This is a genomic window from Bifidobacterium pseudolongum subsp. globosum (assembly GCF_000741295.1).
GTDB lineage: Bacteria > Actinomycetota > Actinomycetes > Actinomycetales > Bifidobacteriaceae > Bifidobacterium > Bifidobacterium globosum.
On record NZ_JGZG01000005.1, the window covers coordinates 198,823 to 212,805 of the forward strand.

Annotated in this window: 9 protein-coding genes and 1 pseudogene; 7 read left to right on the plus strand and 3 right to left on the minus strand. The window is 64.6% G+C overall.

Annotated features, from left to right (window positions below; all coding sequences use genetic code 11):
• Positions 1 to 13: 13 nt before the first annotated feature.
• From BPSG_RS03050 to BPSG_RS03060, 3 genes and pseudogenes are all read left to right on the plus strand, one after another.
• Positions 14 to 1,804 (plus strand): sensor histidine kinase, encoded by a 1,791-nt coding sequence (locus BPSG_RS03050; RefSeq protein WP_080699194.1) that lies wholly within the window; start codon positions 14 to 16, stop codon positions 1,802 to 1,804.
• A 155-nt stretch (positions 1,805 to 1,959) separates the two neighbouring features.
• Positions 1,960 to 2,349 (plus strand): cold-shock protein, encoded by a 390-nt coding sequence (locus BPSG_RS03055; RefSeq protein ID WP_026643348.1) that lies wholly within the window; start codon positions 1,960 to 1,962, stop codon positions 2,347 to 2,349.
• 3 nt (positions 2,350 to 2,352) lie between these two features.
• A pseudogene (locus BPSG_RS03060) lies at positions 2,353 to 3,189 on the plus strand (DUF3027 domain-containing protein); the annotation flags it as partial.
• Between the two features lie 86 nt (positions 3,190 to 3,275).
• Here the strand turns inward: BPSG_RS03060 and BPSG_RS03065 are convergent.
• Together BPSG_RS03065 and BPSG_RS03070 are read right to left on the minus strand one after the other, a co-directional pair.
• Positions 3,276 to 4,208: a hypothetical protein gene (locus BPSG_RS03065; protein ID WP_026643347.1), complete on the minus strand. Its 933-nt coding sequence runs from the start codon at positions 4,206 to 4,208 to the stop codon at positions 3,276 to 3,278.
• 110 nt (positions 4,209 to 4,318) lie between these two features.
• Positions 4,319 to 5,296, minus strand: a complete 978-nt coding sequence (locus BPSG_RS03070; RefSeq protein WP_026643346.1) for a universal stress protein — start codon at positions 5,294 to 5,296, stop codon at positions 4,319 to 4,321.
• A gap of 140 nt (positions 5,297 to 5,436) precedes the next feature.
• Between BPSG_RS03070 and BPSG_RS03075 the strand changes: the two genes are divergently transcribed.
• Positions 5,437 to 7,983, plus strand: coding sequence for an ATP-dependent Clp protease ATP-binding subunit (locus BPSG_RS03075; RefSeq protein ID WP_026643345.1), 2,547 nt, complete (start codon positions 5,437 to 5,439; stop codon positions 7,981 to 7,983).
• A gap of 134 nt (positions 7,984 to 8,117) precedes the next feature.
• Here BPSG_RS03075 and BPSG_RS03080 read toward each other — a convergent pair whose 3' ends face one another.
• Positions 8,118 to 9,548: a DUF349 domain-containing protein gene (locus BPSG_RS03080; RefSeq protein ID WP_026643344.1), complete on the minus strand. Its 1,431-nt coding sequence runs from the start codon at positions 9,546 to 9,548 to the stop codon at positions 8,118 to 8,120.
• 121 nt (positions 9,549 to 9,669) lie between these two features.
• On the opposite strand from BPSG_RS03080, the gene hisS reads away from it, so the two are divergent.
• From hisS to BPSG_RS03095, 3 genes are all read left to right on the plus strand, one after another.
• Positions 9,670 to 11,073 carry a histidine--tRNA ligase gene (hisS, locus tag BPSG_RS03085; protein WP_033502092.1) on the plus strand — a complete coding sequence of 468 codons (1,404 nt, stop codon included), beginning with the start codon at positions 9,670 to 9,672 and terminating at the stop codon, positions 11,071 to 11,073.
• A 78-nt stretch (positions 11,074 to 11,151) separates the two neighbouring features.
• Positions 11,152 to 12,948, plus strand: coding sequence for an aspartate--tRNA ligase (gene aspS, locus BPSG_RS03090; protein WP_022857724.1), 1,797 nt, complete (start codon positions 11,152 to 11,154; stop codon positions 12,946 to 12,948).
• A gap of 163 nt (positions 12,949 to 13,111) precedes the next feature.
• Positions 13,112 to 13,894 carry an alpha/beta hydrolase family protein gene (locus BPSG_RS03095; protein ID WP_026643342.1) on the plus strand — a complete coding sequence of 261 codons (783 nt, stop codon included), beginning with the start codon at positions 13,112 to 13,114 and terminating at the stop codon, positions 13,892 to 13,894.
• Positions 13,895 to 13,983 lie beyond the last annotated feature (89 nt).

The following is a 13,983-nucleotide window of genomic DNA, read 5'->3' on the forward strand; positions in this document are numbered from 1 at the left end:
AGGTCGACGCCAGATGAAGTCTCCAGCCGACCCGAAACCAACGAAGCGGGCCGATGTCGGCGGCGCGCCCAGAACCACACCCCGCAAGGGGGGCGCGCCACGGGCCAAGGACGGCGGGACGCCATACGCCGCGCGCTTCAGCAGCATCCAGAAAATCCCGTTGGGCGCCAAGCTCGTCATCTCGATCATCGTGCTGCTCAGCGTGGGCACGGTCAGCATCTCGCTGTCGATCCGCCAACTCGTCAACAGCTACATGCTGCAACGCACCGACAGCCAGCTGCTGCAGCAGGCCGAACTCGTGTTCAAGAACACGACGCTGCTCAACGACACCAAATCCACCGCCGACAGCAACTCGTTCGTCAGCTACTATGTGCAGGCCTACGACAGCCAGACAGGGCACACCTATCAGCTGCTGCAGCCGATGTACCGCGACGGTGTCGTCTCTCGGCCCATGTTGCCCCATGACGGCGGCCTTGACGGCCATGAGATCGCCGTGCCGTACACGACGCCGGCCGTGGTGGACCTCGAGAATGTGAAAGGCCAGCCGGACCACGAGACGATGGTCATGGCGCAGGCCCCGTGGCGCGTCGTGGCATTGCGCTGGGTCAGCGACTCCGCGAACGGCACGATCGAACCGCGCGGCGTGATCTACATCGGCCTGTCGCTGGGCAACCAGATCGACATGATCGACAACCTGACCCGGTTCTGCGTCATCGTCGGCGCCGCGGTCGTGCTGCTCGGCGGAGTGCTCAGCGCGATCACCGTGCAGCGTACGTTGAGCCCGCTCAAGCGCATCGAGAAGACGGCGGCGAAGATCGCGGCGGGCGACCTGTCGCAACGCGTGCCGGACGCGCCGGAAGGCACCGAGGTGGGCACGCTTGCGAAATCGCTCAACACGATGCTCGCACAGATCGAACGCAGTTTCCGCCAGCAACAGACCACGACCGAGAAGATGAAGCGGTTCGTCTCCGACGCAAGCCATGAGCTGCGCACCCCGCTTGCCGCCATCCACGGATACGCCGAGCTCTACCGCATGCAGCGCAACGCGCCGGGCCAGATCGAGCGCGCCGACGATTCGATCGCGCACATCGAGGCATCGAGCGCGCGCATGACGCTGCTCGTCGAGGACCTGCTGTCGCTGGCGCGCCTCGACGAAGGCCATGGCATCTCGATCACCGACCACATCGATTTGGGCTCGGTCATCCGCGATTCGGTGGACGACCTGCATGCGCTCGACCCGGAACGCGACATCACGACCGGCGTGCTCGGCCTCGACGTCAGCGAACCGGACCATCTGCGGCTGAGCATGACGCCCGGTGAGCTGCCGAGCGTCATGATGGTGGCCGACGGCACACGACTGCACCAGGTGGTCACGAACATCGTCGGCAACATCCACCGCTACACGCCCGCGGATTCGCCGGTCGAACTCTCGCTCGGCGTGCTCGGGCTCGACATGCCGCTCGACGAACTGACGGCGCTTGCCTCGGGGGAGGAGTCGTTGCAGGCCATTGTGGGCGCGGCCGCGCGCTTCACCGTGACGCAGCACGGCATGATGGTCGCCGTGGCGCGCTTCACCGACCACGGGCCGGGCGTGCCGCCGGACGGTCTGGCGCGGATCTTCGAACGGTTCTACACCGCCGACCCGTCCCGCGCGCGCCAGAAGGGCGGCACGGGACTCGGCATGGCAATCGCGCAATCGGTGATCAACGCGCACCGCGGGTTCATCTGCGCCACCGAAAGCCCCGGCGGCGGCCTCACCTTCACAATCGTCATGCCGCTTGCCCCCGACGAAGCGGAGGCCTGAACGGGCGCGCGGACCGGCCGTGGCGGGCATTATGCTCACCGCGGCCGGTTTGTGCTGTATGCGGGGGCTGCGGTAAGATAGGACGTTGGATTATCGCGCGGGCCCGGAGCCCGCGCATTGGTATGAACGATTTGTTGACTGGGTGAGAGGTGACCATGCCGAGCGGACGTGTACGTTGGTTCGATGCGAAGAAGGGTTTTGGATTCATCGAGAGCGATGACGGCCATGATGTGTTTCTGCCCCAGACCGCCCTGCCGAAGGACACGCGTGATGTACGCAAGGGCGCGAAGGTGGAATATTCGGTGATCGACGGCATCAAGGGGCCCGTGGCCATGGACGTAACATTCGTCAAATCCGCGCCGTCGCTCGTCAAGGCCACACGGCCGAAGCCGGACGACATGGCGGCCATTGTGGAGGACCTGATCAAACTGCTCGATTCCGCGGGCAACCAGCTGCGCCGCCACCGGTACCCCTCGGCCTCGGACAGCAAGAAACTCGCCACGCTGCTGCGCGCCGTGGCGGACAATTTCGATGTACAGGAATGATTGATGACAGACAATGCTTTGGACCCGGTGGCGCTCGCCCGTGCCGTGGCGATCGACGCCGCCGAGAACCCGGACGCCGTCGGCGACTATGTGACGCAACAGGCCATGGAAGGTGGGGTCACTGATTTCCGCTTCGCCGCGGTGATGGTGGGCTATGAGGGCTGGCAGTGGTCGGTCACGCTGTACCATGACGAGGAACTGGGCCACTGGACCGTCGACGAGTCCACGCTGATCCCCTCGGACCAGGCATTGCTGCCGCCGCCGTGGGTGCCGTGGAAGGACCGGCTTGAGCCGTCCGACCTGACTGTCACCGACTCCATCGGCACCGAACAGGACGACCCGCGCCTCGAGCGGGGCATCACCGAGGAGGGCATGGCGCAGGTCGAGACCGCCGTGGCCGAAGACGGCGCCACGAACAGCGCCGAAGACGTGCATGACGCGGTCGAGGAATTCGACCTGTCCCGCCGGCGGGTCATGTCCGAACTCGGGCGCTCGCAGACGGCCAAACGGTGGTATGACGGTCCGCACGGGCCCAAGTCGCTGTCCACGAAGACCGCGGATGGCAACCTGTGCTCGACGTGTGGGTTCCTCATCCCATTGCGCGGCGATTTGGGCACGATGTTTGGCGTGTGCGCGAACCGTTGGAGCCCGGATGATGGGCGCGTCGTCTCACTCGACCACGGGTGCGGCGAACATTCGCAGATCGAACCGCCGGAGCCGAGCAACCTGTGGATCCAGACGAAACCTGCGTACGACGATATGCACATCGACATCGTGGCGCAGAGCACCCGTGAGGAACGCGGGGAAGTCGAGCTGCTCGAAGAGGCCAACAATGCCAACGATTCCGGTGAGGCCGACGCGCAGGAAGCCTCCACGTCCCCGGAATCCGCAGAAACAACCGAATCCGCAGAGTAAGGCGCGTCGCCTTACTGCTTGTCGTCGTTTTGCTTCGCCGACGGCGAGGCTGTGGCCGTTGCACTGGGCGACGGGCTCGCCGACGCACTCGGTGAGGCGCTGCCGGAAGGCTTCGTTGTCGGGTGTGCAGTGGAAGGCGCCGGATCCTTCGGCGAGCTGGATGGCGAGCTGGATGGCTGTGCGCTTGCCGTCGCGGATGCGCTCGGTGTGGCCGTGGCGGTCTGCTCGGGCTGCGGCGAGGCGGACTGCGTGGGCAGGCCGCTGCTTGTTGCGTCTGGTGTGGCGTCGGCGTCATCGCCGGTCACTCCCGAGGTGATGCGCACCAGTTCCTTGGTGATCGTCGTATAGACGTCCTTGAGTTGTTTCGCCGTCTCGGTGTGGTCGTTGAGCCGCGCATTGTCCATCGTGATCGAGCATGACGGCACGGCGGGCTCTTTCTCGGCGTCGTCAATCAGCACGGTCATACGGCGCAGTGCGTCGGCGTCGATCGTCTTGCTTGTGTCGTCGCGGTATTTCTTCGCATCGTCGATCGCGGTCTGTGCGAGCCTGTGCGCATCCTGCGCCTGTGCGGTGGCAGTGCGGCACGCGCTCATCGCCTGCGCGCGCGGCGTGCCCCAGATGGTGCCGTTCGCATACAGGGCGGCCACCACCGCGCACACCACGAACACCACAAGCACGGTGATTTGCCACCACGGGCGGTGACGCTTGACCGTGCCCGTGCGGGACGCCGTCGTGTGTGCGCCTTGTGCGGGCGGACGTGTGCGCGTGCTGTCCTTGGGGGTGAACGACGGCGGGTTGCCGTCCTGTTCGGACGCATGCTCCGCGCGGGTCTGGCTGGTGTTCCCCTCTGCGCCCGTGTGTTGGGTCGTGTCGTCCTGACCGGCCACCGTGGTGGTCTTGTCGTCTGTGCGTGCGTTGTTGCTGTGCTGTTCGTCTGCTGTCATAAGTCCTTATGTCCCTGTGTCCACGCACATCATATGCGGACTGCCTGTGAACCGGCGCCTGAACTGAGCTGACAGTGAACCGGCGTGCGCCCAGCTCAGGCGAAGCGCGGTCAGTGCACGATCGACAGGTTGCACTCGGCGGAATTGAGCAGCTGCTTGGAGACCGACCCGAGGAGATGCGCGTCCAATCCACTCAGGCCACGCGAGCCGACCACGATGTGGCGCGCATAGCGTGACGCGCTGACAAGGCCTTTGCCCGCGCTGATGTGGAACGCGTTCGGCGTCACCGAAAGACCGGCAGGCATGGGGGAGTCGCCCGCCATCTTCGTCACGATCGACTCGGCGTAGCGCTGGGCCACCTCCATCGGCGCCACACTCGACTCATAGCCGGGAACGGTGCCCAAGTCGCGCAGCTGCCAGCAGAACATCACGTGCAGCGGCGCGCTGTTGAGCTTGGCGAGGCGCGCCGCGAACTCCAGCGCGCGCTGCGACGTGGGCGAGCCGTCCACGCCCACCACGATTGGGCGCACGACGCGCGGCGTCGGCACGACAGGCGTCACGAAATGCACCTGGTCGTCGCCCGGGCTCAGCGCGTTCGCGATCTGGTCCTGCACGTCGATGTCCTCATCGCTCGCCGTGCGGATCACCGTGACCGGCACCGTCGACTCCTCGGCGAGCGAAGCGGAAAGCGAGCCGGCGAACCAGCGCGCCACACGTCCCATCGACCGGCGCCCCACCACGATCTGCTGCGCGTTGGCGCCGATTTCGAGCAGGGCGGAAGTGCCCGAAGCGCGGAACGACGTGAGCTTGATGTGCTCGTTGTCGATGTCGATGTCCTGCGTGGCGGCATCGACCCAGGTGCGCAGTTTGTCGGCCAGTTTCTGGCGCAGCTCGGCCACCTCCTGCTCGGTCTGCGGTTCGGGACCCATGTCCCACGAATACGACCATCCGTACACGGCGTTCACCGACTGCCCCGAGAGCACGGCCTGATTGAGCGCCCAGCGCAGCGCGGCGAACGATTCGACGGTTCCATCGACGCCTACGACAAGGTCACCTTGCGGATTGAGCGCATTGTTCTGCTCGCTCATGGCATACTCCTAACATTTCCATGCGATACTCCTCGTTCAAGCATAACGTAACGGTTCTTGAGAAAAACAGGCGGAACGGAAATAAACGTCACTGTAAATCTGTAGAGTGATGTGGAATTACCAACCATGGAAGGACTAGCATGTTCGAACGGTTTACCGACCGTGCGCGGCGCGTGATCGTGCTGGCGCAGGAAGAGGCTCGTGCCCTCCAGCACAATTACATTGGCACGGAGCATCTGTTGCTCGGCCTGATTCGTGAGGGAGAAGGCGTAGCGGCCAAGGCTTTGGAAGCCAAGGGCGTGACCCTCGAAGACACCCGCAAGCAGGTCGAGGAAATGATCGGCAAAGGCAACGCCGCTCCGAATGGGCATATCCCATTTACTCCGCACGCCAAGCAGGTGTTGGAGCTTTCGCTGCGCGAGGCGCTGCAGTTGGGGCACAGCTACATCGGCACCGAACACATTCTGCTCGGCCTGATTCGCGAAGGCGAAGGCGTGGGCACACAGGTCCTCATCAAGATGGATGTGGATCTGGGCGAATTGCGCAGCACCACGATCGACATGATCCGTGGCAATGCTGGCGGCACCGACGACAAGGGCGATCTGGCGAACGCCGGCGGCGTGCAGGACAAGCATGCGCAGAGCGGGTCGGCCATCCTCGACCAGTTCGGCCGCAACCTGACCGCCGAAGCGGCGGATGGCAAGCTTGACCCGGTCATCGGGCGCAGCGCCGAGATCGAACGCGTCATGGTCGTGCTGTCGCGGCGCACCAAGAACAACCCGGTGCTGATCGGCGAGCCCGGCGTGGGCAAGACGGCCGTCGTCGAAGGCCTGGCCCAGAAGATTGTGGCCGGCGATGTGCCCGAGACGCTGCGTGGCAAGCAGGTGTACTCGCTTGACTTGGGTTCGATGGTGGCGGGTTCGCGCTACCGCGGCGACTTCGAGGAACGCCTCAAGAAGGTGCTCAAGGAGATCAAGACGCGTGGCGACATCGTGCTCTTCATCGACGAGATCCACACCATTGTCGGCGCGGGATCCGCGGACGGCGCGCTGGGCGCGTCCGATATGCTCAAGCCGATGCTCGCGCGTGGCGAACTGCAGACGATCGGCGCCACGACGACCGACGAATACCGCAAATACATCGAAAAGGACGCGGCGCTCGAACGCCGTTTCCAGCCGATTCAGGTCGCGGAGCCGTCGATCGCGGAGACGATCGAGATCCTCAAGGGCCTGCGTGCCCGCTACGAGAACCACCATCACGTGACGATCACCGATGGCGCGCTCCAGTCCGCCGCCGAGCTCTCGTCGCGCTACATCCAGGACCGCAACCTGCCCGACAAGGCGATCGACCTGATCGACGAGGCCGGTGCGCGCCTGCGCATCAAGCGTCTCACCGCGCCGCCGGAGCTCAAGGAGCTCGACGCGCGCGTGGAACGCATCGCCAAGGAAAAGGACCAGGCGATCAAGGACCAAGAGTTCGAAAAGGCCGCCGAATTGCGCGACAGCCAGGAGAAACTCGAGGCCGAGCGCAAAGAGAAGGAAAAGGCGTGGCGCGAAGGCGAATCCGACGTGCGCATGGTGGTGGATGAGGACGTCATCGCCCAGGTCATCTCGCAGAGCACCGGCATCCCGGTGTTCAAGCTGACCCAGGCGGAGTCGAAGAAGCTGCTGGGCATGGAAGCGGAGCTGCACAAGCGCATCATCGGTCAGGACGAGGCCGTGTCCGCGCTGTCGCGCTCGATCCGCCGTACGCGTGTGGGCCTTAAGGACCCCAAGCGCCCGGCCGGCTCGTTCATCTTCGCCGGCCCGACCGGTGTGGGCAAGACCGAGCTCGCCAAGACGCTCGCGCAGTTCCTGTTCGACGACGAAGACGCGCTGATCCGCGTCGACATGTCGGAGTTCTCCGAGAAGTACGCGGCTTCGCGCCTGTTCGGAGCGCCTCCGGGATACGTGGGGTACGAAGAGGGCGGCGAGCTCACCGAGAAGGTGCGCCGTAAGCCGTTCTCGGTCGTGCTGTTCGACGAGATCGAAAAGGCGCACCCCGACATCTTCAACACGCTGCTTCAGGTGCTTGACGATGGCCACTTGACCGACGGTCAGGGACGCAAGGTCGATTTCAAGAACACGATCATCATCCTCACGACCAACCTCGGCACGCGTGACATCGCCAAGGCCGCCAACACCGGCTTCAACCTGGGCAACAACACGGAGACGAGTTACCAGCGCATGAAGGACCAGGTCTCGAACGAGCTCAAGCAGCAGTTCCGCCCCGAGTTCCTCAACCGCTTGGACGACATCATCGTGTTCCGCCAGCTCACGGAGCCGCAGGTGCGCCAGATCGTGGACTTGGATGTGCAGCAGCTCAACGACCGCCTGTTCGAGCGCCACATGGAGCTCGACCTGACCGACAAGGCGAAGGACCTGCTCGCGCAGAAGGGCTTCGACCCGCTGCTCGGCGCACGTCCGCTGCGTCGCGTGATCCAGCGCGACATCGAAGACGCCGTGTCGGAGAAAATCCTCATGGGCGAGCTCAACGACAATGAGCGCGTGATCGTGGACGCGGACGGCGAGGGCATCCTCGGCGAGTTCACGTTCCGCAGCGAGCCATTCGAGCTTCCCGCCGCGGGTGAGGGCAATCCAAGCAAGGACGTCGTGGAAGAGAACGCCATACCGCAGCCCGTGCAGTGATGCGGTAAGTGGATATGATGCCTGAGGGCCTCGGCGACAACAGCCGCCGAGGCCCTCGCTTTTTCTTTCTGCACAATGGCCCTCATGGCAGCGGTGCTGCCATGAGGGCCATTGTGCAACAGGCGTCCCAGGACTTACATGATGGCGTTGAGCCACTGCTCCTTCGTCGCCTTCTCGGCTTCGAGGCTGGCCTTCTTCTTCGGGTCGCTCTCCTTGGCGATGCGCTCGTCGAGCTCGTCGAGCTGGGCCTTGAGCTGGCCTTCGAAGCTGGACTTGCGGGCGTCGGCCTCAGGATCGGCCTGCTTCCACGCGGCGTCTTCGACGGCCTTGATCTGCTTGTCCACGTCGTCGAGGCGGCCTTCGATGCGGCGCATGTCCTCGCGTGGCACATAGCCGATCTGGTCCCATTCCTCCTGGATCTCGGCGAGCTGCTGGCGGGCCTTCTTGGCCTGCGCGGCGTCCTTGACCGGCACGAGCGCCTCGGCCTTGACGAGCAGCTCCTCCTTCTTGGCCAGGTTCTCCTTTTCGGCGGTGTTCATCTGGTCGCGGTCTGCCTGGCGTGCGTTGAAGAACGTGTCAGCTGCCTCGCGGAACTGCGCCCACAGCGTGTCATCCTCGCTGCGGCCTGCGCGGCCCGCCTGCTTCCAGCGGTCCATCAGCTCGTTGAAGCGGCGCGAGGTCTGCGCCCATGCCGTCGACTCCTTGAGCTCGTTGGCTTCGGCGATGATTTCTTCCTTGACCTTCTTGGCCTGGCTGCGCTCGTTGTCACGCGCCTGGGCCCACTTGCGGCGTGCCTGGTTGAACGTGGTGCGCGCTGCGGAGAAACGCTTCCACAGCGCATCGGCGTCGGCCTTGTCGATGCGGATCGTGGTGCGCTGGTGGTTCTGCCACTGTTCGAACAGCGAACGGAACTTGTCGGCGGTCGAACGCCAGTTCGTGTTGTCGCCCAGATTGGCGGCGAGCTGCTCGGCCTTCTCCACGATCTTCGTGCGCTCGGCCACGGCTTTGGCCATCGCTTCCTTGCGGGCCTGCGCGATGCTTTCCTTCTTGGCCTGGGCTTCGGTCTTGAGTTCGTCGAGCTGGGTGTGCAGCGCGGCGATGTCGCCCACCACATCCGGGTTCTCGGTTTCCGCGGTGAGCGTCTTCAGCGTCTCATCGATCTCGCGCGGCTTAATCGAGTTCGACTTCAGGCGCGTGGCGAACAGGTCCAGCTTCGCCTTGAGGTCGAGGTAACGGCGAGCATACAGTGCGAGCGCCTCATCGTGCGAGGCGTCCGGGTACTGGCCCACTTCACGCTCGGTGTCGCCTTCCTTGACATACACCACGCCGTTGTCGTCCACACGGCCGAAGCTTTCGGCCTTGGCGATGTCCGCCTGGGCGAATCCGCTCGACTTCGCGACCGGCGTATGTGTTGCGGTCTTGGCCAATGCAGCCGGTGAAGGAGCATGTGCATGGACCGCTGCAGGCGTTGGCGCGGCCTGGGCAGTCGTCTGCGCGACAGGCTGGTCCGGCTGCTGGGTCGTGGTATCGGTGGTCTGGGATTCGGTCACATTGTTGTCGGCCATAGTCAGCTCCTTAAGGCTTGGTGGTGCGGCGGGCTGCCGGCACGGGACGGCGCTCTCCCTAGACCAGTGTAGGCAATCCCGTCGATAGTTTTTTCCGCGACACCGCTTATTATGGTGAGACGTGGCAAAAGGTGCATCAATTTCAGGTTTTCCAGAGTGGCTCCCCGCGGAACGCGTGGTGGAGCAGCGTGTCATCGACACGCTTCGTTCGGTCTTCGAACTCAATGGATTTGTGGGCATAGAGACCCGCGCCATCGAGCCCGGCTCGAGCTTGCTGAAGAAAGGCGAGACGAGCAAGGAGATCTATCTGCTGTCGCGGTTGCAGGAGGTGGGGCATGAGTCCGAGACGCCGGTCGAGCGTAGGCTCGGCCTGCATTTCGACCTGACCGTGCCGCTGAGCCGCTATGTGGTGGAGCATTCCGGCGAACTGCCGTTCCCGTTCAAGCGCTGGCAGATCCAGAAGGTGTGGCGTGGCGAACGGCCGCAGGAAGGCCGTTTCCGTGAATTCGTGCAGGCCGATATCGACGTGGTGGGCGAAGGCACGCTGCCTGAGCACTACGAGGTCGAACTGCCGCTCGTCATGGTGGGCGCGCTCGAGGAACTGCGCCAGTACGGGCTTCCCAAGGCCACTGTGCACGCCAACAACCGCAAGCTTTCCGAAGGCTTCTACCGTGGCCTGGGCCTGACCGACATCGAAGGCGTGCTGCGCGAGATCGACAAGCTCGACAAGGTGGGTGCCGACGAGGTCGTGCGTCTGCTCGTCACCACGTGCGGCGCGAGCGAGGATCAGGCGCGTGCGTGCCTCGAGCTCGCCGGCATCACGGCGGCCGACGGCGGCGAGCTCATCGACCGGTTCAACGGCCTGTGCGAGATCCACCACATCGACATGGGCGGCGAGGACTACGCGATGGCCAAGGAAGGCCTCGACACCTTGACGATGATCGTCGACGAGGCGGCGCATATCCGCCCCGGCTCGGTCATTGCCGACCTCAAGATCGCGCGCGGCCTCGATTACTACACGGGTTCCGTGTATGAGACGTTCCTTGACGGCGCGGATTCGCTCGGCTCGATCTGCTCGGGCGGCCGCTACGACAACCTCGCGTCGCAGGGCAACCGCACATACCCGGGCGTGGGCCTGTCCATCGGTCTGTCGCGCCTCGTGTCGTACATGCTGCATAGCGCAGGCGCCACCGCGAGCCGCGTTTCGCCGGCCTGCGTGCTCGTGGCCGTGTGGAACGAAGAGAACCGTGGGGATTCGAACGCGATCGCCCGTGCGCTGCGTGCGCGTGGCATCGCCGCCGACGTGGCGCCGACCGCCGCCAAACTGGGCAAGCAGATCAAGTATGCCGACAAGCTCGGCATCCCGTATGTGTGGTTCCCGAACGAGGACCCCACGAACGACGGCCCGGACGAGGTCAAGAACATCGTCACAGGCGAGCAGGTGGGCGCCGACGCGCAGTCGTGGGAGCCCGATACTGTGTATGCCCAGCAAACGGTGGCCGTGGCCGGTTCGGCGCAATCCTGACAGCAGGGCGCCGGTGACTGGTTCGCCGCGTTCCCAACCAATACGACCAATCCAATACGGAATAGGAATAGAGGAAGTATGAGCCAGACGGCTTATCGCACACACCATGCCACCGACGTGACGGAAGCCCTTGTCGGCGAGCACGTCACCCTCGCCGGATGGGTGGACCGTCGCCGTGACCACGGTGGCGTGGCGTTCATCGACCTGCGAGACAACACCGGTTTGGTGCAGGTGGTCATCAATGATGAGGAGATGGCCCGTCCGCTGCGCAGCGAGTATGTGATCCAGGTGGAGGGCACGGTCCGCCTGCGCCCGGAAGGCAACGAGAACACGCATCTGGCCACCGGCAAGGTCGAGGTCGTGGCGGAGCGTATCGAAGTGCTCGCCAAGTCCGATGCACTGCCGTTCCAGGTGTCCACGGCCCTCGAGAACGAGTCCGAGACGAAGCTGCCGGGTGAGGATGTGCGCCTCAAGTACCGTTACCTCGACCTGCGCCGCCCGGCGATGAGCCGCAACATCACGCTGCGTTCCGACATGATGCGCGCCGCGCGCACCGAACTCGACAAGCTCGGGTTCACCGAGGTCGAAACCCCCACGATGATCAAGTCCACGCCGGAAGGCGCGCGTGACTTCGTGGTGCCTGCACGTCTCGTTCCGGGTTCGTGGTATGCCCTGCCGCAGTCGCCGCAGCTGCTCAAGCAGCTGCTCATGGTGGCCGGCGTGGAGCGCTACTACCAGTTCGCGCGCTGCTACCGTGACGAGGACTTTCGCGCTGACCGCCAGCCTGAGTTCACGCAGCTCGACATGGAGATGGCGTTCGTGGACCAGGAAGACGTGATGGCCATGGCCGAGCAGGTCATCGCCGCGATCTGGAAGGCCGACGGCTACGAGGTCTCGCTGCCAATCCAGCGCATCACCTGGCAGGACGCCATGGACAAGTACGGTTCCGACAAGCCCGACCTGCGGTTCGGCAACGAGCTTGTGGAACTCACCGACTACTTCAAGGACACACCGTTCCGCGTGTTCCAGGCGCCGTACGTGGGCGCGGTGCTGTTCAAGGGCGGTGCCGACACGCCTCGCCGCCAGTTCGACGCATGGCAGGATTGGGCCAAGCAGCGCGGCGCCAAGGGCCTTGCGTATGTGGTCTTCGCCGAGGGCGGGGAGCTCAAGGGCCCTGTGGCCAAGAACCTTTCGGAAGCGGAGCGCGCCGGCCTCATGGAGGCTGTGGGCGCCGAGGAAGGCGACGCCGTATTCTTCGCGGCGGGCGCCCGTGAATCGTCGCAGCTGCTGCTCGGCGCCGTGCGTGTCGAGCTCGCCGAGCGCGCCGGCCTGCTCAAGCCGGACGACTTCGCGTTCACGTGGGTCGTGGACTTCCCGCTGTTCAAGCGCACCGACGACCCGGATGACGACGACGTGGCCGTCGGTCACTCCAAGTGGACGTCGATGCACCATCCATTCACGATGCCGTCGAAGGATTGGATCGACACGTTCGACGAGGATCCCGAGCACGCGATGAGCGATTCCTATGACATCGTGTGCAACGGCAACGAGATGGGCGGCGGCTCGGTGCGTATCCACCGCGACGACATCCAGGACCGTGTGCTCAAGGTGCTCGGCATCACGCCTGAAGAGGCCAATGACAAGTTCGGCTTCCTGCTCGAGGCGTTCAAGTACGGTGCGCCGCCGCACGCGGGCATCGCGCTGGGCTGGGACCGCACGGTGGCGCTGCTCGCCGGCGCCGATTCGATCCGCGACGTGATCGCCTTTCCGAAGGCCGGTGGCGGCCGCGACCCGCTCACCGGGGCGCCGGCGCCGATCAGCGACGAACAGCGCGCCGAGACCGGCGTGGATTACGATCCGGACGACGAGGACTGATCGCCGCTGACTGAACATTGTGGGAGGGCCCCATCACGCAGATGCGTGATGGGGCCCTCCCACAATGTTCAGGGCCGCTGTGAGCTGAGAGCTTGAATCCGTGCGTGGCCCCGAGGGGCGTCGTTACGATGGGACTGGTTTTGCAGGCAGTCGAGGAGGCAGTATGGCACAGGTCGTCAGCGAAGATTTCACCGTGGCGCGTGATGGACTCACGTTGCAAGGTCATGTGGAGTATCCGCAGGGCTCCACGCACGACCGCGTGGTGATCTGCATGCACGGGTTCCTGCGCGACATGGGTGTCAAACCAGGCGACCTCTATCAGGACATCAGCGATGCCCTCACCGCGCATGGCATGACATGCGTGCGGTTCGACTTCAACGGCCGCGGCCGCAGCGAAGGCGCGTTCGAGGACTCCGACGTATTCAACCAGATTGAAGACGCCATCGCGGTCCTGAACCATGTGCGTGACGCCTACGACCCGCTGGAGATATCGCTGCTCGGCCATTCGCAGGGCGGTGTGGTGGCCGGCATGACCGCCGGCATGTTCTCCGACGTCATCCACACGCTCGTCATGCTCGCGCCGGCCGCGTCGCTCAAGGACGACGCGCTGCGCGGCGAACTGCTCGGCACACCGTTCGACGTGAACCGCGTGCCACGGCGGATCACGCTCGCCGGAGGCCAGACAATCGCCAGCAAATCCGTGCGCATCGCCCAGATGCTGCCGATCTACGAGACGACCGCGATGTTCCACGGCCCGGCGCTCGTGATCCAAGGCAAGGACGACGCCGTGATCGGACCACATGTCGCAGCCAACTACGGTGCGGCTATGCCGAACTGCGAGGCGAGCCTCTACACCGATTTGGGCCACGCATTCACCGGCGAGGATCGCGTGACGGCGCTCACCGAGGCCGCGCAGTTCCTGGTGAACGAAGAAGAGGCGGTCTGAGCGCACGCCGGGGGACAGGGCGCGACAAAAATTAGTGGTGAGCGAACAAAGCGGATTTATGTGCCACCTGTTACATGCGCGCCATACAC

Bases quoted from the DNA above. Each gene is read 5' to 3' on its own strand.
- BPSG_RS03055 (WP_026643348.1), top strand. From the start codon at position 1,960: ATGCCGAGCGGACGTGTACGTTGGTTCGATGCGAAGAAGGGTTTTGGA.
- BPSG_RS03070 (WP_026643346.1), bottom strand. From the start codon at position 5,296: ATGAGCGAGCAGAACAATGCGCTCAATCCGCAAGGTGACCTTGTCGTA.
- BPSG_RS03065 (WP_026643347.1), bottom strand. From the start codon at position 4,208: ATGACAGCAGACGAACAGCACAGCAACAACGCACGCACAGACGACAAG.
- BPSG_RS03095 (WP_026643342.1), top strand. From the start codon at position 13,112: ATGGCACAGGTCGTCAGCGAAGATTTCACCGTGGCGCGTGATGGACTC.
- BPSG_RS03050 (WP_080699194.1), top strand. From the start codon at position 14: ATGAAGTCTCCAGCCGACCCGAAACCAACGAAGCGGGCCGATGTCGGC.
- aspS (WP_022857724.1), top strand. From the start codon at position 11,152: ATGAGCCAGACGGCTTATCGCACACACCATGCCACCGACGTGACGGAA.
- BPSG_RS03075 (WP_026643345.1), top strand. From the start codon at position 5,437: ATGTTCGAACGGTTTACCGACCGTGCGCGGCGCGTGATCGTGCTGGCG.
- BPSG_RS03080 (WP_026643344.1), bottom strand. From the start codon at position 9,548: ATGGCCGACAACAATGTGACCGAATCCCAGACCACCGATACCACGACC.